Origin of the sequence: Sinosporangium siamense (assembly GCF_016863435.1) — a bacterium.
Lineage (GTDB): Bacteria > Actinomycetota > Actinomycetes > Streptosporangiales > Streptosporangiaceae > Sinosporangium > Sinosporangium siamense.
The window spans coordinates 205,647-227,007 of the sequence record NZ_BOOW01000010.1 but is presented as its reverse complement, the minus strand read 5'-3'; the positions used below and the strand labels follow the sequence as shown (position 1 = coordinate 227,007).

19 protein-coding genes and 1 pseudogene are annotated in these 21,361 nt (G+C 66.7%); 9 read left to right on the top strand and 11 right to left on the bottom strand.

The genetic code is table 11. The annotated features are described in order from the left end of the window. Window positions 1–286 precede the first annotated feature (286 nt). The 3 genes and pseudogenes from Ssi02_RS09325 to Ssi02_RS09315 form a co-directional block, all read left to right on the top strand. Complete coding sequence (locus Ssi02_RS09325) at window positions 287–778, top strand: WYL domain-containing protein (protein WP_204023563.1); 492 nt, start codon at window positions 287–289, stop codon at window positions 776–778. 299 nt (window positions 779–1,077) lie between these two features. After that, window positions 1,078–2,013 (top strand): serine hydrolase, encoded by a 936-nt coding sequence (locus Ssi02_RS09320; RefSeq protein WP_204023554.1) that lies wholly within the window; start codon window positions 1,078–1,080, stop codon window positions 2,011–2,013. A gap of 872 nt (window positions 2,014–2,885) precedes the next feature. Then, window positions 2,886–3,578, top strand: a pseudogene (locus tag Ssi02_RS09315) (aminoglycoside 3'-phosphotransferase); the annotation flags it as partial. 101 nt (window positions 3,579–3,679) lie between these two features. On the opposite strand, the gene Ssi02_RS09310 reads toward Ssi02_RS09315, so the two are convergent. The 3 genes from Ssi02_RS09310 to Ssi02_RS09300 form a co-directional block, all read right to left on the bottom strand. Next, window positions 3,680–3,892, bottom strand: a complete 213-nt coding sequence (locus Ssi02_RS09310) for an FmdB family zinc ribbon protein (protein WP_204023552.1) — start codon at window positions 3,890–3,892, stop codon at window positions 3,680–3,682. A gap of 341 nt (window positions 3,893–4,233) precedes the next feature. Continuing rightward, window positions 4,234–4,950 (bottom strand): GNAT family N-acetyltransferase, encoded by a 717-nt coding sequence (locus Ssi02_RS09305; RefSeq protein WP_239128740.1) that lies wholly within the window; start codon window positions 4,948–4,950, stop codon window positions 4,234–4,236. A 498-nt stretch (window positions 4,951–5,448) separates the two neighbouring features. Continuing rightward, window positions 5,449–5,958: an HNH endonuclease gene (locus Ssi02_RS09300; RefSeq protein ID WP_204023548.1), complete on the bottom strand. Its 510-nt coding sequence runs from the start codon at window positions 5,956–5,958 to the stop codon at window positions 5,449–5,451. Between the two features lie 390 nt (window positions 5,959–6,348). Here Ssi02_RS09300 and Ssi02_RS09295 point away from each other — a divergent pair, with 390 nt between their 5' ends. After that, on the top strand, window positions 6,349–8,424 hold the full coding sequence (locus tag Ssi02_RS09295) for a prolyl oligopeptidase family serine peptidase (protein WP_204023547.1): 2,076 nt from the start codon (window positions 6,349–6,351) through the stop codon (window positions 8,422–8,424). A gap of 60 nt (window positions 8,425–8,484) precedes the next feature. Here the strand turns inward: Ssi02_RS09295 and purU are convergent, their stop codons facing one another. After that, complete coding sequence (gene purU / locus Ssi02_RS09290; RefSeq protein WP_204023545.1) at window positions 8,485–9,333, bottom strand: formyltetrahydrofolate deformylase; 849 nt, start codon at window positions 9,331–9,333, stop codon at window positions 8,485–8,487. A gap of 91 nt (window positions 9,334–9,424) precedes the next feature. On the opposite strand from purU, the gene Ssi02_RS09285 reads away from it, so the two are divergent. Then, a complete protein-coding gene (locus tag Ssi02_RS09285; protein WP_239128739.1) occupies window positions 9,425–9,877 on the top strand; it encodes an NUDIX hydrolase in 453 nt (150 codons plus the stop codon). 20 nt (window positions 9,878–9,897) lie between these two features. After that, window positions 9,898–10,467 carry a TIGR03086 family metal-binding protein gene (locus Ssi02_RS09280; RefSeq protein ID WP_239128738.1) on the top strand — a complete coding sequence of 190 codons (570 nt, stop codon included), beginning with the start codon at window positions 9,898–9,900 and terminating at the stop codon, window positions 10,465–10,467. Between the two features lie 1,080 nt (window positions 10,468–11,547). On the opposite strand, the gene Ssi02_RS09275 is transcribed toward Ssi02_RS09280, so the two are convergent. The 3 genes from Ssi02_RS09275 to Ssi02_RS09265 form a co-directional block, all read right to left on the bottom strand. Beyond that, a complete protein-coding gene (locus Ssi02_RS09275; protein WP_275410637.1) occupies window positions 11,548–12,825 on the bottom strand; it encodes a DMT family transporter in 1,278 nt (425 codons plus the stop codon). A 464-nt stretch (window positions 12,826–13,289) separates the two neighbouring features. Next, window positions 13,290–13,790, bottom strand: coding sequence for a GNAT family N-acetyltransferase (locus Ssi02_RS09270; protein ID WP_204023529.1), 501 nt, complete (start codon window positions 13,788–13,790; stop codon window positions 13,290–13,292). Continuing rightward, the gene (locus tag Ssi02_RS09265) at window positions 13,787–15,301 is read right to left on the bottom strand and encodes an NsdA family TPR-like regulatory protein (protein ID WP_239128736.1); all 1,515 of its coding nucleotides are present in this window, start codon (window positions 15,299–15,301) and stop codon (window positions 13,787–13,789) included. The genes Ssi02_RS09270 and Ssi02_RS09265 overlap by 4 nt, the downstream gene beginning before the upstream one ends. 422 nt (window positions 15,302–15,723) lie before the next feature. Here Ssi02_RS09265 and Ssi02_RS09260 point away from each other — a divergent pair, with 422 nt between their 5' ends. Further along, entirely contained in the window at window positions 15,724–16,011 is a 288-nt protein-coding gene (locus tag Ssi02_RS09260; protein WP_204023523.1) for a hypothetical protein, read from the top strand. A gap of 1,017 nt (window positions 16,012–17,028) precedes the next feature. Here the strand turns inward: Ssi02_RS09260 and Ssi02_RS09255 are convergent. Then, window positions 17,029–17,169, bottom strand: a complete 141-nt coding sequence (locus tag Ssi02_RS09255; protein ID WP_204023518.1) for a hypothetical protein — start codon at window positions 17,167–17,169, stop codon at window positions 17,029–17,031. A gap of 46 nt (window positions 17,170–17,215) precedes the next feature. On the opposite strand from Ssi02_RS09255, the gene Ssi02_RS09250 reads away from it, so the two are divergent. Then, window positions 17,216–18,091, top strand: coding sequence for a mechanosensitive ion channel family protein (locus tag Ssi02_RS09250; RefSeq protein WP_204023513.1), 876 nt, complete (start codon window positions 17,216–17,218; stop codon window positions 18,089–18,091). 113 nt (window positions 18,092–18,204) lie between these two features. Beyond that, window positions 18,205–18,600: a globin gene (locus Ssi02_RS09245; RefSeq protein WP_204023508.1), complete on the top strand. Its 396-nt coding sequence runs from the start codon at window positions 18,205–18,207 to the stop codon at window positions 18,598–18,600. On the opposite strand, the gene Ssi02_RS09240 is transcribed toward Ssi02_RS09245, so the two are convergent. The 3 genes from Ssi02_RS09240 to ettA form a co-directional block, all read right to left on the bottom strand. Then, entirely contained in the window at window positions 18,597–18,821 is a 225-nt protein-coding gene (locus Ssi02_RS09240; RefSeq protein ID WP_204023499.1) for a hypothetical protein, read from the bottom strand. The genes Ssi02_RS09245 and Ssi02_RS09240 overlap by 4 nt on opposite strands. A gap of 110 nt (window positions 18,822–18,931) precedes the next feature. Next, window positions 18,932–19,648, bottom strand: a complete 717-nt coding sequence (locus Ssi02_RS09235) for an acyl-CoA thioesterase (protein ID WP_239128735.1) — start codon at window positions 19,646–19,648, stop codon at window positions 18,932–18,934. Continuing rightward, entirely contained in the window at window positions 19,641–21,305 is a 1,665-nt protein-coding gene (ettA, locus tag Ssi02_RS09230; protein WP_204023497.1) for an energy-dependent translational throttle protein EttA, read from the bottom strand. Before ettA ends, Ssi02_RS09235 begins: the two co-directional genes overlap by 8 nt. Window positions 21,306–21,361: the final 56 nt, after the last annotated feature.

The following is a 21,361-nucleotide window of genomic DNA, read 5'->3' as shown; positions in this document are numbered from 1 at the left end:
CCGGCCTCAGGCTGTCCCGGCCACCCTTCACATGGCACCGACACCGAACTCGACTCCGGCTCACGCCTCGGTCTCAGCCCCCAAGGGGCACTGCACTCCCAACCCCCGCCTTGCGCGACCTGGGAGTGCCAAGGCCGCTGGTCTCGTGCCTGAGATTCCCGGACACAGCGCCCTCCCCAAATCTCCACTTCTTGGTGGGGCTGTGACTTGAGTGGCTTGACATACGGCTGGGATCTGTCGAGGATGTGTTCGAAAAATTGTCGGTGCCGATCTCTATTCTTGGGTTATGGCAAACGACGTGAAGCCCGACGCCCACACGTTGACCACCGCCGAGATCGCCGCCCTCGCTCTTTCACTGGCCCATCTCGGCACCGGCCCCCAGGCTCACACCGCCCGCCAGGGCCTGCGCCACGCCTTCGAGCACCTCCAGCCCGGCGACCAGGTCGTCGCCTCCACGCTGGCGACGCTCACCGCTCCCCTGACCGCCGAGACCGCCTCGCGGGCCCGGCTGGTCGCCGACGCGATCACCGGCGGCCTGGTCGTCCGGTTGCACTACCGCGACGCGGCCGACCGCGTCACGGTGCGCGAGGTCGACCCGGTCACCTGCCTCGTCCACCGCGATTATTGGTATCTCGTGGGCATGTGCCGCCTCCGCCACGGCATCCGCGCGTTCCGCTTCGACCGGCTGATCGCGGTCGAGCCCACCACGGTGCCGGCCCGCCCCCACGTGGCCGAGCGCTTCCTGCCGTTCCAGCGACGCAAGCGCATGGCCGCATAAGGCCGGCTCTGCCGTACCTCCCGGTGCGAACCGGGCGGACGGTGGCCGTTGAAGCGGCACCGGGTGGGTCTCCCGGCACCATGCCGGGATGACCCCTCGGCGGCCGAACTGGCCGTGACCGTTGAAACGGAACCGGGCAGATCTGCTGCCACCAGGCCAAGAGGCACCCTTGGCAGCCGAACTGATCGTGGCCATTGAAGCGGAGCCGGGCGGGTCTCCCGTCACGCTCGGGGATAGGGGAGGCAAAACCCCGGGCTAACGCCTCAGCCCGCCCGTGCCCGGCTGCAACACTCCCGCGCATGAAGATTTCGGGGGTGTTCCTCCTCATCGGCCTGATGATCTCCGTGTCCGGATGCGGCGAGGTCGCCTCACCTGCGGCCGCTGTGTCCTCCCCTTCGGAGCCGGCCACCCCGGCAAGCCGGGCACTCGACCTGGAGATGCCCGATTCGGGGCGGCGGCGGCTTAACCAGGCGCTCAACCGCTTCGCGCGGTCGCGTCCGGGCACAGTCGCCGCGGCGGCCTACGACCGGGCCACCGGGGTCGGTTACTCCTTCCGCGACGACTCGGCTTTCATGCTGGCCAGCGTCGCCAAGGTCGACATCCTCACCGCGCTGCTGTTCCAGGCCCAACAGGCCGGGCGCACACTCACCCGTGAGGAGCGCACCCTCGCGTCCCGCATGATCAGGCAAAGCGACAACGTGGCCGCCCACCGCCTCTACACCGCGATCGGCGGCCATCAGGGCCTGAGCCGGGTGCTCACCGGCCTTGGCATCCACAACACCCGCCCCGGCACCGGCCTCCTCTGGGGCGCAACCCTGAGCCACCCCTCCGACCAGGTCAGACTCCTCGACGTGCTGTCCGACCCCGAGGGCCCCCTGATCGAGCCCCACCGCCGTTATGCGATGCGCCTCATGACCACGGTGACCCCGACCCAGGCGTGGGGCGTGAGCGCGGGCGCGGCGAAGGGCACGATCGTCGCACTGAAGAACGGCTGGCTCCCCGCCCAGTCCCAAGGCGGTCTGTGGACCGTCAACAGCATCGGCCGCCTCACCTGGCCGGGTCACGACCTCTTAATCGCCGTCCTCTCGGAACGCAGCCCCACCATGGCCGCCGGCATCACCACCGTGGAACGCGTGGCCACCCTCATCACCCGCGCCCTCAACAAAATCGACATGCCCGACTACTCCCAACTCCGGTTCCACCCCCCAATAGAGATGTACGGCGAAGCCAGGTAGACGACGGGAGACATGCGTAGCCATCTCCCCTACCAAAACCTGGTTGAGCGCAGCCTCACGTCACCTTGGTCGGAGGCGGTGACTCCGAGGTGGAAGCAACGCAAGTCATGCCGGGTCGGGTGACCTGGCTCCCCGACTCTCGTCGGTTGATCAAAAAGGTAACGGTGATCAGGACCCGGCCGTGCTTGGGAGAGACGGCACGGCCATGGCCATGTTGTTACGACCCTTAGGAAGGGCGATGAGGACGCGGGAGCGCGGGACGAACTGCTGCCGACCCTGAGTGTTCCGACCTCTCGGAAGAGTCACGGGGAGAGGCTACAGGCGCGGCCTGCACGAGATCCCCGCCGCTGTTCCAACCTCTCGGAAGAGCCCCTGGTTAAGGGTAGATCGCCCGACCACTTCCGCGGCTAGAGCAGTCGGGCACGGCGAGGTGCTCGTCGATCTCTTCCTCCGGACCCGCGGGGAAGGTCTCGTCGGTGAGGTAGTGGCGGACGCCTCGGTGGTGATCGTTCTGCGGTGAACCTCCGTCAGCGCAGCAGCTCCGGGAGGTCCGCTGCCGCAAAGCAGGGTTTGTTCCCAGCGGTCGATACAAGCAGTGCTCGGTCCTGACACCGAGATCTGGGGCCGGCGGGAAGGCCCGGCTTCTTCCCGGCCGGCAGCAGTGGCGCCAGGACCGCCCACTGCGCGGCGGGCAAGTCCCCACTCCCCACCCAAAGATCATCCCAGAAGTCCTGTCTCGTTGAACTTGAGGCATGGCGTGGAGCACCGGCGATGCATCAGATTGGAGGAGAATGGGATCTAGGCCGCTCCCAGAACAACTTCGCCGGCTAGTCGAGTAGGACGCCTCCTGGTCGACTGATCACGAAGGAGCCAGTGGTACGGCCCTGCGGGTCATATCGGGGTCGAAGGTCTTCTACGTCAAACACGGACCCCTCGCCAGAGCTGAGCACCTGCGACTGTGCTGGCTTCACGGACGCGTACCCATCCCTGAGGTGGTCGCCTTCGAAGACCCTGCTCTCGTTCTCGCCGACGTAGGCGCTCCGTCGCTGGAAGCCGCCGCACCCGCCGACGTAGGCGCCGTGCTAGGCCGGACGCTGCGCATGCTGCACGAGTTACCCATCGCCGAGTGCCCCTTCGACGGCCGACTGCCGGCGGTTCTCGAACGCGCCGGCGCCAATATCCGCGACGGCCTCGTGGACCCGGACGACTTCGACCCCGACCATCTCGGACTGACTCCTGAGGCGATCTACGAACGACTGCTGGTCACGCGCCCGCGCGTCGAGGACCTCGTCGTCGCGCACGGGGACTACACCCTCTCCAACGTGCTGCTGCCTGCCTCGGGAGAGGCCGTAGTCATCGATGTCCCGGCGCTGGGTGTGGCCGACCGGTACCGCGACCTCGCCATTGTCCACAGGGATTTGTCAGAGGACCACGGCCCGGCGGCCTGGGAGGGGTTCCTTTCCGCCTATGGTCTCGTCGACCACATCGAGGAAGAGCGGTTGTACTACTACCGGCTGCTGGACGAGCTTCTGACCCAGGACAGTGATCATGCTTCAGGTCGGTGAGACAACGACAAGGTGCCTCGTGATCGATGAGACTGCCTGAGCTCCGGCGAGACAGGACGCCAGAAGTAAATCACTCATGTGATCTATCTCTGAAGCGGGCCCTAGCCGCAGCATCCTCCGCCGCAGCATCCGCCACCGCCGCCGCCTGTGGCTCGGGGGGCGGAGGCGGCACCGGTCACGGCGACCGTGGACAGGAGTTTCACCGTGTCGGGGTGGCCGTCGGGGCACGTGGCCGGGGCGTCGGCTTCGGCCATGGGGCGGCTGAGTTCGAACGTGGAACCGCAGGCGCGGCAGCGGTAGTCGTATCGCGGCATGCCCAAAGGTTACGCGGCTTGGGGGTGGTGGGGCCACGGTAGGGAGGGGCGGGAGAAGGTGATCTCGGCTTGGCCGGTCGCCAAACGGTGGCTGCGTGACTCTGCAGGGCCGGCTGAACGGGCACGGCAAAGGAGACGGCGTCGGAGGTTCATACGCAGTCAGGGACGGTGCTCACGAGGACCAGGCCCAGATGGCGAGGCCGAGTTACCACCGCAGTTGACGGTCGAGCCAAGGTGATCCAAGCACAGTCGGTCCCCGGCCGATGGTCCGATGGATCCGCTTGACGGCCGGGCCTAGGTGATCCACATGTAGCCGGCCGGCCGATGGATCCGGTTGGTGGTCAGGCGAAGGTGATCCAGGCGTAGTCGGTCACCGGCTGGTAGCCGAGGGACTGGTAGATGCGGTTGGAGGTCGGGTTGCTCACGTCGGTGAACAGCACGATCTCGGAGGCGCCCCGTTCCATGGCCAGTTTGGTGGCCGCGTAGGTGGCGGCTGTGCCGTACCCGGAGCCGCGGTGTTGGGGTGGGGTGTAGACGGGGCCGATGCGGGACATGCCGGCGATGGGCTGGGAGACGCCGGCGAATGAGACGGGTTCTCCGGTGCCGGTCTCCCACCAGATGAGTTCTTCGCGGGTGAGGCGGCTCGCGACGACCGGGGTGGGGTCGCCGCCGTCGTCGTGGCCGGATTCGCGTTCGAACTCGATCGTCCAGGCGGTGAGGAGCGGCAGTTCGGCGGGCGCCGGCATGCGCATGCGGCCGGGGGCCGGGCTGGAGGGGGTGCGGAGGTTGTCGAGGCGGTAGAGGCGTTGGGTGATGCGTCCGTTTTCGGGGCGCCACCAGTTGGCGGCGAACGCCTCCGCCGTGGGCAACGGGCCACCGGCGCCGGGCAAGGGGCGTTCTGTATCGATCAGTTCGGCGGCCAGGGAGGGGATCAGGGCGGCGGGGATCTGGCCGAGGAGCAGTCCTCGCGGGGGCGTCTGGCAGGCGACTCCGCCGATCTCGCCGTCTTGTTCGTGCCAGGCCACGAGCAGGTTCTCGGTCCACACTCCTGCTCGCATCGCATTGAACACCGTGAGTAGCACGGTGTTATGCACCGGAGCCCGCAGAAGCCACTTTTCTGCCTTCTCCGGAAGATCAGCGATATTGGAGGTGAATTTCCAAGTCATAGTTAGATTCTTATCCGTGGTCGTCGTGTGAGCCCGCATGCCAGGTATCCCCAGCCTGACTGATCAAATCCCGCCTGGTTTGGGTGGACAGCAGTCGCGTAAGTCCTCATGTCTCTGCGCGTAGGCGCCGGGGATCAAAGTCCAGGCCAGTGCCGCCGCCCCGCCCGGACGGGTGCGGCCCCCGGCGAGCGGGCCGAGCCGTCCCGCCGCGTGGCACCCGCAGAACGGGCGGCGGTGACTGAAGCGCTGTGCACCCGGTCATCCGGCAGGCAGCAGCAGCCCACCGCGCGCAGGGAGAGGCGGGAAGCGGGAAGCAGGTCACGGGCCTTCAAGAGCGCCCAGACGGCCGGTCCGTCGCCGGACCGGCCGCAGGACGGGTCGCACTGACGGTCAGGCCGCGTTCTCCGCGAGGTAGGGCGCCCACAGAGGGTCTCCGACCAGTCCCGCGCCGATGAGCCTCCAGTGAGCGCCTCGTGGCACCACCGGGGCGACGTTGAGCGTCCACCCCAGCTCCTCCAAGAGTCTGTCGGCTTTGCGGTGGTTGCACTGCATGCACGAGGCTACGCAGTTTTCCCACGTATGGGGGCCTCCGCGGGAGCGGGGGATGACGTGGTCGATGGTTTCGGCCCGGTGGCCGCAGTAGGCGCACCGGTAGTCGTCCCGGCGCATGAGGGCCGCCCGGGTGAGCGGGATGCGCGACCGGAAGGGGATGCGCACATATCTCTTAAGTCTGATCACCGACGGCACATCAACCACGCAGGTCGCGGAACGCAGCACGGCGCCCCGCCCGTCGCGGTGGACGACATCCGCCTTCTCCCTGATCACCAGCACCACGGCTCGGTGCATGGACAGGGTGGTGAGCGGCTCGTAGGTGGCGTTGAGCAGGAGAACTTGGCGCATCAGCGGGCCTCTCCCGCCGCATGCGACATATCGGGGGCCGCGCTCTCACGCGACCCAGGTGGCGGCCCGCCTTGTTGGGCCCCTGGTGCATCCGTCACGAGGACCTCCGCCGGACGGCCCAGCGGATGGTCACCACGGCACCGTCCTCCACCAAGTTTGGCGTTTCCAATGGCGTCCCCGCCACCCCATAAGATCCTGCTGGATACAACGGGAGAGACGCCTGGTGTGATTTATGCCCGGTTTGAAGACTTTTCAATCATGGTTTAAGGCGCCTGTCACCTGCGGATTAAGCAATTTTCATCCGCGCTTCCCCCTCCAGGACACCTGCCCGACACGGCTATGCCCTACGGCAGTCGCCGCTTGCGCTCGCCACGTCATAAGGTGCGAGACATGACCCGACAGCCGTACCCACCCGCCCGCCGTGACGATGTCGTCGACATGCTGCACGGCACGCCCGTGCCCGACCCCTACCGATGGCTGGAGTCACCGGAGGACCCGGCGAGCAAAGAGTGGCTGGACGCCCAGGACACCCTCTTCGAGGATGCCGTCGACGGGTTCACCTCGCGCGAGCGGTTCCGCGGGCGGGTGGCCGAGCTGATGCGGTCGGGGACGATCGGCCCGCCGGTGTGGCGAGGCGAGCGCCGCTTCTTCATGCGGCGCACCCCCGACCAGGAGCACGCGGTGCTCTACACCGCGGTCGGCGACAGCGCCGAGCAGGTGCTTCTCGACCCGATGAAGCTCGACCCGAGCGGCCTGACCACGCTCGACTCGTGGCAACCCGACAAGGAAGGGCGGCTGATCGCCTACCAGATCTCGGTCGGTGGCGATGAAGAGTCAAATCTCTACGTCATGGACGTGGAAAGCGGCAACCGGCTCGAAGGCCCCATCGACCGGTGCCGCTACTCCCCCATCGCCTGGATGCCGGGCGGCGAGTCCTTCTACTACGTGCGGAGACTGCCCAGCGACCAGGTGCCGGCGGGCGAGGAGCAATATCACCGGAGGGTCTATCTCCACCGGGTCGGCACGCCCGACAGCGCCGACACCCTGATCTTCGGGGACGGCATGGAGAAGACCAACTACTACGGCGTCACCGTCTCCCGCGACGGCAGATGGCTGACGATCTCCGCGTCCCGCGGCACGGCGCCGCGCAACGACCTGTGGCTGGCCGATCTGACCGCGTCATCGCCCGAGGCCCCGGCGCTCGCCGTCGTGCAGCAGGACGTCGACGCCCAAAGCGGGTTCTACTTCGGCCGCGACGGCAAGATGTATGTCTTCACCGACCGGGACGCCCCCCGTGGCCGCATCTGCGTGACCGATCCCACCACACCCGGCTACGAGTCGTGGCGCGACCTCATTCCGGAGGACCCCGAGGCCGTGTTGTCGGACTTCGCGGTCCTCGACGACCTGCCGTCGCCGATCATGCTCGTGGTGTGGACCCGGCACGCCATCAGCGAGGTCACGGTGCACAACCTCACCACCGGAGCCCGCACCGGCGAAGTGCCCACCCCCGGTCTCGGCACCATCGGCGGCCTCACCGAGCGGCCCGAAGGCGGCCACGAAGCCTGGTTCGCCTACACCGACAACGTCACGCCGCCGTCGGTCCAGCGCTACGACGCGCGCACGGGTGAGACCACGTTGTGGGCCGCCTCCCCCGGTGCCGTGGAGGTGCCTCACGTGCACACCGAGCACGTGACATATCGCTCCAAGGACGGCACGCAGGTGCACATGATCCTCATCTCCCCGCCCGGCCGGCAGGGGCCCCGCCCCACCGTGCTCTACGGCTATGGCGGGTTTGGCCTCTCCATGACGCCTGGCTACTCCGCCTCCATCCTCGCCTGGGTGGAGTCGGGCGGGTCCTATGCCATCGCCCAGCTTCGCGGGGGTGGCGAGCAGGGTGAGGAGTGGCACCGCGCGGGCATGCTCGGCAACAAGCAGAACGTCTTCGACGATCTCCATGCCGCCGCCGAACACCTCATCGCCACCGGCGTCACCACCGCCGACCGGCTCGGCATCTCCGGCGGCTCCAACGGCGGCCTCCTCGTCGGCGCCGCCCTCACCCAGCGGCCCGAGCTCTACGCCGCGGTCGCGTGCTCCGCGCCGCTGCTCGACATGATCCGCTACGAGAAGTTCGGCCTCGGGGCCACCTGGAACGTGGAATACGGCTCAGCCGACAAGGCCGAGGACTTCCGGTGGCTTCTGGCCTACTCGCCCTACCACCGCGTCCGCGAGGGCGTCACCTATCCGGCCACTCTGTTCACGGTGTTCAACTCCGACACGCGGGTGCACCCCCTCCACGCCTGGAAGATGTGCGCCGCCCTCCAGCACGTGCAGACCAACCCTGACCGGCCCATCCTCCTGCGCAACGAGAGCGAGGCCGGCCACGGCGCCCGCGCGGTCAGCAAGACCGTCGAGCTGGCTGCTGACCAACTCGCCTTCCTCGCGCACTACACCGGCCTGAGCCGCTAGCTCCCCTCGTGTGCGCCGACACGTCGTGTCGGCGCACAAGAAGCACAAGAACCCGCTCTGTCAGCGGGGGAAGATGATGGTCTTGTGACCGTCCAAGAGGATGCGCTGCTGGGCGTGCCAGGCGACGGCGCGGGCCAGGGCCAGGCATTCGAGGTCGCGGCCGACGGCGGCGAGGTCGTCGGCCGAGTGGGTGTGGTTCACACGGGCGACCTCCTGCTCGATGATCGGGCCCTCGTCGAGGTCGGCCGTGACGTAATGCGCTGTGGCGCCGATGAGTTTGACGCCGCGTGAGTGGGCCTGGTGATAGGGGCGGGCGCCCTTGAAGGACGGCAGGAACGAGTGGTGGATGTTGATCACTCGGCCGGCGAGCTTGGTGCAGAGGTCCTCGGACAACACCTGCATGTAGCGGGCGAGGACCACGAGGTCGGCCTGATAGTGCTCGACGAGGGCTAGGACCTCGGCCTCCTGGCGGGGCTTGGTCTCAGGGGTGACCGGCAGGTGGTGATAGTCGATGCCGTAGGACTGGGTGAGCGGTCGCAGGTCGGGGTGGTTGGAGGCGACAGCGACGATCTCGATGCCGAGCAGGCCGGAGCGCACGCGGTAGAGCAGGTCGTTAAGACAGTGGCCGAGTTTGCTGACCATGACCAGGACGCGCGGTTTGACGGCCACGTCGTGAAGCTTGAAGTCCATGCCGAACTCGGGGGCGAGGCCGGCGAAGGCGTTGCGCAGATCGTCCTCGGGGAGGGTGGCGGCAAATTGCACGCGCATGAAGAAGCGTGCGGCGTCGCGATCGCCGAACTGCTGGCTCTCGATGATGTTGCATCCGTGTGCGGCGAGCAGTCCGGAGACCGCGGCGACCACCCCGGGCCGGTCGGGGCAGGACAACGTCAGCACATATTCGGAGCTCATGCCTGCGAAGATTACCGCCCTCGTATGCCTTTTTCAGCCCCGGCCCACGTCATCGGGCCGGCTGCGCCGTACTAACCCCTGGGAGGCTGTGGTGAACAATGACCGTCCTGCTGCTCGTGTGATCTGTGTGGACGGCGAGCGGCGGGTTCTGTTGATGCAGTGGCACGACACCGTGAGCGGGAAGGTCTTCTGGGAGCCGCCGGGCGGTGGCCTGGAGGCGGGTGAGACGCCGATCGATGCGGCGCGGCGGGAGTTGACGGAGGAGACGGGGCTGCCGGGGGAGGCCGTGTCGGAGACGTGGATTTCGGTGGATCGGGATTCGTGGTGGCTCGGGGAGCGCTTTGTGAAAGCGGAAAGGTTCTATCTGGCGGTCTTCGACCGGACCCCACGGGCGGCTCCCACCACATTCACAGCCGAGGAAAACGACACCTTCATGGGTTATGGATGGTTCTCACCGGCGGAGATACACGCATTGGCCGACGTGGAGCCCCCTGAACTGCCTGCCGTCGTCGAGCGTCTGCTCGGTGCCTCACGCATAGCATGAATGTGTGGGGAGGAGCGGTCATGATTGACATCCGCGAGGCCCATGATCGGGCTCTGCACGGATTCGGCACTCGTGTGCACGCCATTCGCGACGACCAGTGGGACGATCCGACGCCCTGCACGAACTGGGATGTGCGCACGCTGGTCAACCACATGGTCACCGAGAATCTCTGGGTGCCGGAGCTTCTCGGTGGACGCACGATCGCGGAGGTGGGCAGCGCCCTCGACGGCGATCTGCTGGGGGACGAGCCGGTGAAGGCGTTCGACGCCTCGGCTATAGAGGCGACGGAGGCGGTGCGGCAGGAAGGGGTGCTGGATCGCACGGCACATCTGTCTTTCGGTGATGTTCCGGCGGCCGAGTATCTAAGCCAGTTGTTCGCCGACGCCCTTATCCACTCGTGGGATCTGGCGCGTGCCATCGGGGTGAGTGATCGGCTCGATCCGGAGCTGGTGGAGCAGTGTGCGCGGTGGTTCGCGGACTCGGAGGACTCTTATCGGGGTGCCGGGGTGATCGGCCCCCGGGTCAAGCCGCCGCCGGGGGCCGATGCGCAGGCGAAGCTACTCGGGGCGTTCGGCCGCGCCTGCGCCTGAGGGAAGGCCCGACCCCGTCGGCCGCCTTCGCTTTGCTTGCGTGTGAGACGCGTCGGCCGTGGTGCGCGGGTGCCGGGGGTGGGAAATCGTTCTCCTAAGGCACTGAGATCTTTCATCAAGGCGGAAGATTCTCCTCCGGGTGCACATCTCCGGCGGAAACTTGTTTCCTGTCTGAGGCACGGCCCTTCATCTCAGTGGGGGAAACCACCACCTACGAGTGCGTCGGCGATCTCTGGATCGTGCGGATCCAAATCATATGCCAGTTGCAGGTCGGTTACGGCCTCATCGCTTATCCCCAACGCCCAATGTGCCATCGCGCGGTTGGCGAGCAGGACCGTGCGGTGCACAGGATGTCGTGGTGCGAGTTCACCCGCGGTGAGGTCTAGGGCGGATTCGACCAGTTCAAGTGAGGTACGGCGGTTCCATGCCGGAGTTCGGCCAGAGCCGGGCCGTTGAGGTCGGACCCCAGCTTGGAGGCACGTTCGAGGGGGTCGGCAAGAGCGTGCGTTGCTCCAGCCGGTGGCCCCGGCCGAGGTCACGGCTCCGGGGGTCAGGGTGGCGGGCGTCCAGCATGGCTGTGCCGTGCGCGGCGGCAGCGGTGTATGGCCCTTGGAGGCGGCGGTGCGCGTTCACCACAGGTGTCAGGGGAGGGGTGAGAGCCCGGTTCGCGATCAGGGTGAGACTGTCGCGCGCGAGCGCCCCCCGAACCCGGTGGTGGTGGGAATCAATCACCCTTTGTGGATGACGCCGGAAGTGCCGGAGAGCCGGACGGTCCCTGGTTTCCACGATGATCCTCTTCATCAAACCCCCCTTTTCCTTGCGGACAGAAATGATTGTTCGCACCTTGTATGCTCCGCCGCAATCCAGGAAGCGCTGACAACGAGCGCGGAGAACTAACAGGCTCGAATATTCGGCCATGAGTGAATTAGCACAGATGTGGTGCTTTGTCGATTTCATACCTGTGCGAACAACCTGCACGCTCCGATCTGTTTCTTATTTCCCACCCTCTTCACAGATAGCTGGAGATAAGGCAGAGCAGGCGGTCGTCCGTTTTCGGGAAGATCCACCCCCTGCCCGATCTTACGACTCCTCTGACATCGACCCCTGTGCGATGGGATGATTCCTGTCCGTCACCGCAGGGTCCGTCATTTCCGGCAAATCATCGGACAGTGGGGTCTCGCCGTCCGGCCGGCACGGTTCCTCCCTCAGCGGCAGGGGATCGATCTCCCCCTGCGGGCTCCTCGCCCTGACGATGGCGAGCGCGTGCAGCACCACCGGACCGACGTCGCCGTGCGACGGCCCTTCGCGCGGGACGGGGATCTCGGGCGGCAGTGTGGGGTGCGGCAGTGTGGGCCCGCTCCCGCCGCCCGCGGTCGGCACGCCGGGATCCGGGCGTGCGTGGAGCAGCGTCGACAACACCTGCGTGGCGCGGTGGACGACCTCCTCCCGCTCCGCCGCCGGGGCCACTGTCGGCGGTGGGGTGTGCGCTTTGTCCCCGGTTCTGCTCCCCGTTTTGTCCCCGGCGGGTACGGCGAGCAGCATCGCGGCCAAGGTCAACCCGCCTCCGATGACGATGCTCCACGTGATGGCTTCGCCGTACAGGGTGGCGGCGAGTGCGGCCACCCAGAGTGGTTGCGATGAGAGCAGGATCGCCGCTGGGACGGGGGCGACGTAGACCTGCCCGAGCGAGCGCGCCAGGAAGCCGAGCGCGCAGGAGACCACGGCCAGGTGGACCATGATCCACCAGTCTCCGGCGCCGGACGGCAGCGTCAGACCGTCGGGGAGGGCGAGCAGGCCGGTCATGACACCGATTGTGCCCAGTTGGATGACGGTCAGGGCGTAGACCTCCTGGGGGCCGGCGACGCGTCCGAGCACCAGGGTGTGGCCGGAGTAGAGCGCCGCCGCGAACAGGGTGGCGCCGAGGGCGAGGAGGGAGATCTCGCTGCCCTCCACTCCGCGCAGGAGGGTGAAGACGGTGACTCCCGCCATGGCCAGGATCACTCCCAGCCAGGTGCGGGCGGGTAGTCGCGTGCCGAGCAGCACCAGACCGAGGACCGGCGTCATGACGACGTTGCAGCCTACGGCGAAGCCGGACACCGAGGCCGGGAGGCCGCTGAGGGCGACGGCCTGGCAGGTCTGCCCGACGCCGAACATCAAGCCGAGCAGCACCCCCTTTGTCCAGGTGGCCCGGGGTAATCGGAACAGCGAATGCGGCCTGAGGGCGAACAGCGCCACCGCGGCGACCCCGTAACGCTCGGCGAGGAGGTCCTCGACGGGCATACGGATCATGAGGTCTTTCATCAGTGGGAACGCCGACCCCCAGGCGGCACTGACGAACAATAGAAGCACAGCTCCCATGAGGGGGTAGGAAGCGGGCAGCATTGCCATAAATCCAGCATTCCACTGTCAAAGTTGAATGCCCTATCGTGACGGTCGAGCCAGGGGTATTAGTCTTATACTCAGGCTTATTTCCGTCACTCTACGACTTATCTCATACCGCCGGGTGGCCCTCTTATCCGGCGGGACGGCGTCCCCGTGGCCCTCTTTCCCCTGTGGGCAACCCAACCAGCTTAGCCGATCGAGGCGGCCGATCTCCACTAGTCGGATTTTTCCACTTTCACTGTGAAAGATCACGCAGGACTGCATTTCATCTCGCCCTGTGCTGCCCGGGGGATATTCACGTGGGGGCGATCGCTCCGGAAGGTGATGTGTCTTTCACGGATCGGGATCGACCGGGCACACGGGGAATCAGTATGGAAATCCCCGAAATGTTGGGAAGTGGCCCCTATTGAGGATCATGGGTGGGTTCGAGCCCCGCCCGCTCATCCGGCGGAGTGCTCCCCCGCCCCCGCGGCCGGGGTGAGCGTCTTCTCCCCGTAGATCACCACGAGGTCCCCGACCAGCTCGCGTGCGGTCTCGTGCCAGCCGAACTTCCGATAGAGCGCCATCGCCGCCGACTGGTTGAGCGTCGTGTCCCCGCGCACAAGGCGATACCCGAGTTCGGCCGCGCGCTCCTCAAGCCGTCGCAGGATCAAGGCGCCGTAGCTGCGGCGCTGGAAATCGGGATGCACACGCATGCGGCAGATCTCGGCGTTGTCGTCGTCGATGCGGCGCAGGCCCCCCATCGCGATCGTCCGCCCCTCCGACTCGCCGATGAGAAACTCTCCCCGGTCGGCCAGATAGACCTCGTGAATGCGCGGGAAATCGTCGTCGTAGTAGACCCCGTCACCGGGGGCCAGGCCCACCTGCGCGAGGCACAGCCGATGCAGGGTCCGGACGGACTGAAGATCAGACGGACGATAACGTCTGATCTTCAGGCTCATCTCCCGGCCCTCCGGGCCTCGTCCGCCTGGTCCGCGGCCAGGCTCTGTTTGAACTCGACCAGACCTTCGAGTGTGGCTCCCCCTCGGCCCTCGATCTGGCGCATTAGGTCGAAGGCGCGCCGCATGACGATATCCGTGCGGTATTCGCTCTGGAGGGCGTCGACCGCGGCCCTGGCGATGGTGAGGGCCTCCTGGACCTCGTCCTCCAGCAGTTTGCACTTGGCCCGGTCGAATTTGATCAGGGTTGGGTCCAGCCACTCCGACGACTCATACTTGCTGAGCGCGCGCATGAGGGAGTTGTCGGCCTCGACGGTGTCGCCGAGTTTCACCAGGGCGTCGCCCTGATGGAAGTAGAGCTGCTTTTCGGTGTAGCCGAACGTGGCATCGCTCTGATCCTCCACGCTCATCTGGGCGAAAGCCGCTCTGGCCCGGGACAACGCGCGTTTGGCCTGCTCGATCACGTCCTTCTTGCCGCTTCCGGCCAACATGGCGAGCGCGCGCGCCTCCACGACGGGCGCCATGGCCTGGGCCGCGCACACGGTCTGGCCGGCCAGGTCGCGGCTCTTCTTGGCCAGGTTGAGCGCCTCACGCGGGTCGCCGTAGTAGAGCGGCACCAGCGCCTCGCGGGCAGTCACCCAGGCCCGCAGCGCACGGTCTCCGGTCTCGTCGGCGGCGGTGCGGCCGGTGCGGAAGAACGCCCTGGCCATGCGATGATCGCCTAGGTTGATCATGACCATGCCGCTGAGCCCGGCCAGGCGGGCCGTCATGCGCAGAAGGCCGTCCTGGATGTCCATCGGCTGGCGCCGCTCCAAAGCCTGGCGGACGGCGTTCAATTCGAGCAGCACGTCGCAGAGAAGGCGCAGCGGCGGGGTGTTCATGTATTGGCGGCCGAACCCGGTGGTGGCTTCCTCCCAGTGGTCCAGCATGGCGGCGGACACCGTGCCGGAGACGAGGGTGTCGTCCATGCGGCGGCGAATGCCTTCGATCGCTCCAAGTACCTGCTCGTCCATCAGGTCGGCGGGCTGGCCCAGAAGATCGGCCGGTTTGCGCATGAGCAGGTTCAGCAATGTCCTGCGCAGGACGATCTCTTCGTCGCCGGAGGAGTCGGCCGCCGGATCCCCGCCGCCTGCGGGCTGATAGTGCAGGTCGCCCCGGGAACCCGAGAAGGCGGCCGCGCGCCCTTCGGAGAAGTCGCCCCGGCCGCCGCTCTGGCGGTGGTTCTGGCCGCAGATGCACGGGCCTTCATATCCGAGGGACACCGGCTCGACGCGGTATACCAGACATAGGTAATGCAGATATTCGGGACCTGGTTTCTTCAGCCCGCTCTCATATGCGGATAACAATGTCTCACCGATGCCGGGGACCGGCTTGCCGTCGCGTTCGAACAGTGCTCTGACCTGTTCGATGACATCGGCGAGTGCAATGCCGTGAGTGAGACGATGGCTCTTGATGCGGGTCGTGCCGAACTGCGGATGGCACGCTTCATGGATCTCGTCGGCGATTTGCGGCATTGGCTGACCCACAGCCAGGCCTTTCGCGCGGATGCGTCGCGCGACCTCTGTCTCCCTGTGCTGCCTGCCGGACATACCGGCCCCTCTCTCGCGGCCAGCGGAGCGGGCTGGCACACATGTCCCGACCGGGTCCACACGCACACACTCGCGCGCAGCATCACGTCGGATGTTCCACTGCGCCTATGAGAAATGATGGACCACATCTCTACTGATGGAGAACGTTCGACAAAAGTCGTTGGCTAAGGATCGTCCTCCCCCGGACAGGTTCTTTCAACCCAGTTGGCACATCGACAACCCTGACGTTGACTTCTGCCGCGTTGACCCCACCCGCAGAGTGAGTCATCTTGGGCCAGCCGGCAACGATTCCCGTGACGACGGGACCGAGGGCAGTTGCCGGACAAGCCAATGAAGGAGGGCATGAGGTGGGGGAGGAAGATTTCGGACATCTAGAACGTTTGGTGTCCGAACTTGGCGCTAGGGGCTTGCTCGCACGGGTGGTGCGTAACCATTCGGGGCGCGCATTCGTCCGCGTAATCAACCCAAACGCCACCAGTTTGGCCGAGAACGTCACCTGCCGACCGCACGCCCCGCTGAAAGACCGCCGCGATTGGTACTACTGGTGGTCCTGGGGAGAGCGTATGCATCACGCGGACGATCCGGCGGGCGCCGCGACGAAAGTCGCGCGCGTGCTCGCCGCGGTGGGCGAATGAGCCAGGCGGTGAACCAGGTGGAGCGCAGCCACCCAGGCTCACCGCGTCTACCGCGGCCCCACGGGGCCGACGGGGTGGCCGGTGCGGAGTGTCTTCCGGGCGGAGGACACTGGACACCCCGTCGGTCCTTATGCCCACCGCCGCGGCCCGCTACTGCCGTCGACAGCATGACGACCGGACATTGTTTGGCGGCAAACAGACCACCTGACGGGTGACTTGACGGCATCCGGCCGGCATGCGAGCCTACCTCCCCCTCCTCAAGCACCAAGCCCACCTCGTTCACAAGCCCGCGCGAGCAACGGTCCGGCTGGTGCGCTTGCCCAAAAGCACTGGTGAGCGGAGGTCTGTTTGCTCACACAGCTATCCGCGCAATGTCCGGGAGCAGCGCAGAAACTCCCCCTCCGCGCCTCGCCCGGACATTCGCGTGAAAACGAGGACTCGCCCCTCCCCCAGGGGTGAGCGCCCGGGGTTGGCCTGGGCGCTGCGTTTCACTTTTCGGGTTCGCCCGGAAAGTGCTCGGGGGGATCCCCTTTCCGGACCGGTACGGGACATGCTTCCGGGTGCGTGGCCCTGCCGAGCCGTACGTCACCGGCAGGCCCTGCCCCGCCCTCCGCGGCCCGCGGGCGGGACCTGCCCGTCTTCCCCGGCGTCATGTGACATCGGCCGGCCCGGGTGGGAGCACCCAGGTTCAATGAGCCTGGTGGCTTCTGTCCGGGCCGATCCGGAGGGGATCCGCCTCCGAGCACCGGCCTGTGCCGCATATCACAGGCCGCCGCGGCACTTCGCCGGCCAGCCGCGGCTTCCGCGGGGTGTTCCGGCCATGGGCCTGGGCTTATGCCGTACATCGCCGGTTGGCGACCTGCAGCTGGATTGACCTGGACATCAGGAGCGATCAACCAAGAACAGAACATGATCGGTCTAGGAGACGTGACGATTCCCCACTCAATCGGCAATATTGTGGAGGTCCCGTGACCTGTACGTTATGAACGATCGAACGAGGGGGATTTCCGTCGTGCCCTACCTGGCCTCGCCGAGTCCCGTGAGCACGCCCACACCCGACGTCACCACGCCGGCACCTCCCTCGGCCACCCCCACAGAGACGATCACTCCCACACCTACGCCGACCCCCACTCCCACACCGTCGAAGACAGCGCTCATCGACAATGTGCCCGACCTCACCGATCTTCCCGACCCAAAGACGTTCATGACGTACGTGCAGGAGGCCTGGGTTCCCGCGCTCGGCAGCTTGCTCGCGATCGTGCTGATCGTGACGGCGGCTCTCGTCCTTCGCCGACTCACCCATCGGCTGATCACGCGCGTCACGGCACGCATGGCCGAGGGTGTCATGCCCGACCGGCTGCGCAACAAGACTCCCACGGTGTCGGAAAGCAGCCCCGCGCTGCTCTCAGAACGCAGGCGGCAACGCGCCGAGACCATGGGGTCGGTGCTGCGAAGCCTCACCTCCATCGTGATCATCGGCACCGCCGCGCTCATGGTCATCGACCGGCTCGGCATGAACCTCGCCCCCGTGCTGACCAGCGTCAGCATCCTCGGCGTGGCCCTCGGCTTCGGCGCCCAGGAACTCGTCAAGGACTTCTTCGCCGGGATGTTCATGTTGCTTGAGGACCAGTTCGGTGTGGGCGACGTCATCGACGTCGGCTCGGCCACCGGCACCGTCGAGGCCGTCACCCTCCGCGTCACCCGCATGCGGGACGCCGACGGGCGCGTCTGGTATGTCCGCAACGGCACCATCACCCGGGTCGGCAACGAGTCGCAGGGCTGGGCCAGGGCCTTGGTCGACGTGCCCGTCGCGAACCACTCCGACGCCGCCAGGGTCAAGGAGCTGCTCGTCGAGGCCGCCAAGGAGCTGTGGGAGGACCCCGCCTACCACGAGACGGTCATCTTCGAGGAGCCACAGGTGTGGGGCTTCGAAGGGCTCTCCGACACCGCGATCATCTTCCGCGTCACCGCCAAGACCGACCCGCTGCACCGCGCCGCGCTCGCCCGCGAGCTGCGTGAGCGTGTCAAACGAGTGCTCGACGCGCATGACATCGCAATCGTGGCGGAATCCAGCGTCTGATCCTCGCCCGTTCGAGCGGCGGCGGCCGGCATTGTGCCTGCGCCCGCCTCTCACCGTGAAGATCGGGGACTCGGCGGACAACACCATGCCAAGGTTGTCTTAGGCTGATGGACATGTCAGGGAGCACCGAGGAGTCTGTGACCCTCTACGAGGCCATGGGCGGCGAAGAGACCTTCCGCCGCCTCGTGCACCGGTTCTATGTGGGTGTCGCCGAGGACCCGCTGCTTCGCCCCCTTTATCCCGAAGACGACTGGGAGGGCGCTGAGGAGCGGCTAAGGCTGTTCCTCATCCAATATTGGGGCGGTCCCAACACCTACAGCCGGGAGCGCGGCCACCCCAGGCTCCGCATGCGGCACGCCCCCTTCGTCATCGGCATCGCCGAACGCGACGCCTGGCTGCGCCACATGCACGATGCCGTGCAGGAGATCGAGCTGCCCGAGGAGCTGGAGAAGCGGCTGTGGGACTATCTCGTCTACGCCGCCCACAGCATGGTGAACTCCCCAACCTAAGCCGGTGGTGACCCCTCAGGGGCGTTGAGAGGCAGTTGCCCTGGGTTGGTGTGCTCCGGACTGTTCTGCTCCGGAGCAGCCGGCTCCACGCATTCCTGGTCGAGGTAGACAGGCCCGACAGCGATCATGGGGATCGAGCGGGCGTCCGCGGCCCACCCCGCCCCGGGAAACGCCATCAAGGCCACACCCGCGGCGGCCGCCATGACGATGGAACGTGACAACGACTTCGTACACACGAGAATCCCCCGAACACGCTCACGTCAGCGACGCTCAGCGTAATCACCCGATAACACTCCGCATCATCCCCGATGGCGCGAGGTGAAAACTTGGGTCAGCGGGATGGCCGGTCCACGGCGAACTTGCGGAGGTAGGCGCGCTCGTCGGGCGACAGGCGCCGCGGCTTCGCGGTTTCGGCGTTGTAGGCCGCCATCGCCGTGGAGGCACGCACGAACACCTCGGTGTCGTCGCGGATCTCGTGGTGGAACGTGAAGGTGACCCCGGCGAGATCACTCACCCAGGTCTCCACCGTCACCGGGTCGGGCCGCAGCGTCAGCGGGCGCCGGTAGTGGATCTCGTGCTTGAGCACCACGAAACCGCGGTACGGTTGCCCGCCCGCTTGAGCGGGATCCACGTAGAGGAGCGCCATGCGGGCGTCCTCCAGGTAGTCGAGGAAGCGCACGTTGTTGACGTGGCCCAGGGAGTCGATGTCGGCGAAGCGCACTTGGCGGAGGAGCAAATGGGGTTGGCCACCCTCGGGGGCTTGAGGGTGGGTTTGCTCCTGCTTATACCGCGCTTGCTCCCGCTTCGGTTCTTGATCACGGGGCTCTGGGGCAAGCGGGCTCATGCCGTACGGCGTGGCCTCGCCCTCGTGCTCGTGGTCGTGCTCGTGGTCGTGGCCGTGGTCGTGCTCGTGGTCGTGGTCGTGCGAGATAGCGACGTCAGGCGAGGTGCCGGCCCCAGGCAAGGTGTCGGCGGCCCCGGGCGCGATGGCGGCCCCCGCCCTCTCGTCGAGAGCGGGGGCCGAGCGCTCGCCTATGGCGTCAGTCACGCCTGAGCTTGCGGTAGGTGACCCGGTGCGGGCGCGCGGCGTCGGCGCCCAAGCGCTCGACCTTGTTCTTCTCGTAGTCGGCGTAGTTGCCCTCGAACCAGAACCAGTTGGACTCACCCTCCCAAGCGAGGATGTGAGTCGCGATGCGGTCGAGGAACCACCGGTCGTGGGAGGTGATGACCGCGCACCCCGGGAAGTCGAGCAGCGCGTTCTCCAGGCTGGAGAGCGTCTCGGTGTCGAGGTCGTTGGTCGGCTCGTCGAGCAGCAGCACGTTGCCGCCCTGCTTCAGGGTCAGCGCCAGGTTGAGGCGGTTGCGCTCTCCACCGGACAACACGCCCGCCGGCTTCTGCTGGTCGGGGCCCTTGAAGCCGAACGCCGCGATGTAGGCGCGGGAGGGCATCTCCACATGGCCGACCTTGATGTGGTCGAGCCCGTCGGAGACGACCTGCCAGACGTTCTTCACCGGGTCGATGTTGGAACGGCCCTGGTCGACATAGGAGATCTGCACCGTCTCACCGATGGTGAACGACCCGCCGTCAGGGGTCTCACCACCCATGATCATGCGGAACAGCGTGGTCTTGCCGACACCGTTGGGGCCGATGATGCCGACGATGCCGTTGCGGGGAAGATCGAAGGAGAGGTTGTCCATGAGGACCCGGTCGCCGAAGCCCTTGGTCAGCCCCTGGGCACGGATCACCGTGGTGCCGAGGCGGGGACCCGGCGGAATCTGGATCTCCTCGAAGTCCAGCTTGCGATACTTGTCGGCCTCAGCGGCCATCTCCTCGTAGCGCTGCAGACGGGCCTTGCTCTTGGCCTGACGCGCCTTGGGGTTGGAGCGAACCCACTGGAGCTCGTCCTCCAGGCGCTTCTTCCGCTTCGCGTCCTTCTGGCCCTCGACCTTGAGCCGGGCGGCCTTCGCCTCCAGGTAGGTCGAGTAGTTGCCCTCGTAGACGAAACAGCGGCCCCGGTCGAGCTCCAAAATCCACGTCGCGACGTTGTCCAGGAAGTAACGGTCGTGGGTGACGGCGAGGACCGTGCCCTGATACTTCTCCAGGTGCTGCTCCAGCCACTGCACACTCTCGGCGTCGAGGTGGTTGGTGGGCTCGTCGAGCAGCAGCAGGTCGGGCTTCTCCAGCAGAAGCTTGCAGAGCGCGACCCGGCGACGCTCACCACCCGAGAGCTTGGTCACCTCGGCGTCCGGCGGCGGGCAGCGCAACGCGTCCATCGCCTGCTCAAGCTGGCTGTCCAGCTCCCAGGCGTTGCGGTGCTCAAGCTGCTCCTGCAGCCTGCCCATCTCGTCCAGCAACTCGTCGCTGTAGTCGGTGGCCATGAGCTCGGCCACCTCGTTGTAGCGGTCGAGCAGGGCCTTGGTCTCGGCGACCCCCTCCTCGACGTTGCCCAGGACGGTCTTCGCCTCATTGAGCGGCGGCTCCTGCTGCAGCATGCCGACCGTGAACCCCGGCATCAGCTTGGCATCGCCGTTCGACGGGTGCTCAATGCCCGCCATCATTTTGAGAAGCGTCGACTTGCCGGTGCCGTTGGGGCCCAGCACACCGATCTTTGCCCCAGGCAGGAACGACAACGTGATGTCGTCGAGGATCACCTTGTCGCCATGCGCTTTGCGCACGCGCTGCATCGTGTAGATGTACTCCGGCATGGCGTAAAGCCTATCCGGACAAGGCACTTCACAGGACCAGACCGTGGGCCCCTCCC

What these genes read in the sequence shown, in the direction of transcription:
- ettA (WP_204023497.1), bottom strand. Translation starts at nt 21,305, where the DNA reads ATGCCGGAGTACATCTACACGATGCAGCGCGTGCGCAAAGCGCATGGC.
- Ssi02_RS09250 (WP_204023513.1), top strand. Translation starts at nt 17,216, where the DNA reads ATGACGTACGTGCAGGAGGCCTGGGTTCCCGCGCTCGGCAGCTTGCTC.
- Ssi02_RS09325 (WP_204023563.1), top strand. Translation starts at nt 287, where the DNA reads ATGGCAAACGACGTGAAGCCCGACGCCCACACGTTGACCACCGCCGAG.
- Ssi02_RS09320 (WP_204023554.1), top strand. Translation starts at nt 1,078, where the DNA reads ATGAAGATTTCGGGGGTGTTCCTCCTCATCGGCCTGATGATCTCCGTG.
- Ssi02_RS09245 (WP_204023508.1), top strand. Translation starts at nt 18,205, where the DNA reads ATGTCAGGGAGCACCGAGGAGTCTGTGACCCTCTACGAGGCCATGGGC.
- Ssi02_RS09295 (WP_204023547.1), top strand. Translation starts at nt 6,349, where the DNA reads ATGACCCGACAGCCGTACCCACCCGCCCGCCGTGACGATGTCGTCGAC.
- purU (WP_204023545.1), bottom strand. Translation starts at nt 9,333, where the DNA reads ATGAGCTCCGAATATGTGCTGACGTTGTCCTGCCCCGACCGGCCCGGG.
- Ssi02_RS09255 (WP_204023518.1), bottom strand. Translation starts at nt 17,169, where the DNA reads ATGAGCGCTGTCTTCGACGGTGTGGGAGTGGGGGTCGGCGTAGGTGTG.
- Ssi02_RS09265 (WP_239128736.1), bottom strand. Translation starts at nt 15,301, where the DNA reads ATGCCGCAAATCGCCGACGAGATCCATGAAGCGTGCCATCCGCAGTTC.
- Ssi02_RS09275 (WP_275410637.1), bottom strand. Translation starts at nt 12,825, where the DNA reads ATGGGAGCTGTGCTTCTATTGTTCGTCAGTGCCGCCTGGGGGTCGGCG.
- Ssi02_RS09270 (WP_204023529.1), bottom strand. Translation starts at nt 13,790, where the DNA reads ATGAGCCTGAAGATCAGACGTTATCGTCCGTCTGATCTTCAGTCCGTC.
- Ssi02_RS09280 (WP_239128738.1), top strand. Translation starts at nt 9,898, where the DNA reads ATGATTGACATCCGCGAGGCCCATGATCGGGCTCTGCACGGATTCGGC.
- Ssi02_RS09300 (WP_204023548.1), bottom strand. Translation starts at nt 5,958, where the DNA reads ATGCGCCAAGTTCTCCTGCTCAACGCCACCTACGAGCCGCTCACCACC.
- Ssi02_RS09305 (WP_239128740.1), bottom strand. Translation starts at nt 4,950, where the DNA reads ATGCGAGCAGGAGTGTGGACCGAGAACCTGCTCGTGGCCTGGCACGAA.
- Ssi02_RS09310 (WP_204023552.1), bottom strand. Translation starts at nt 3,892, where the DNA reads ATGCCGCGATACGACTACCGCTGCCGCGCCTGCGGTTCCACGTTCGAA.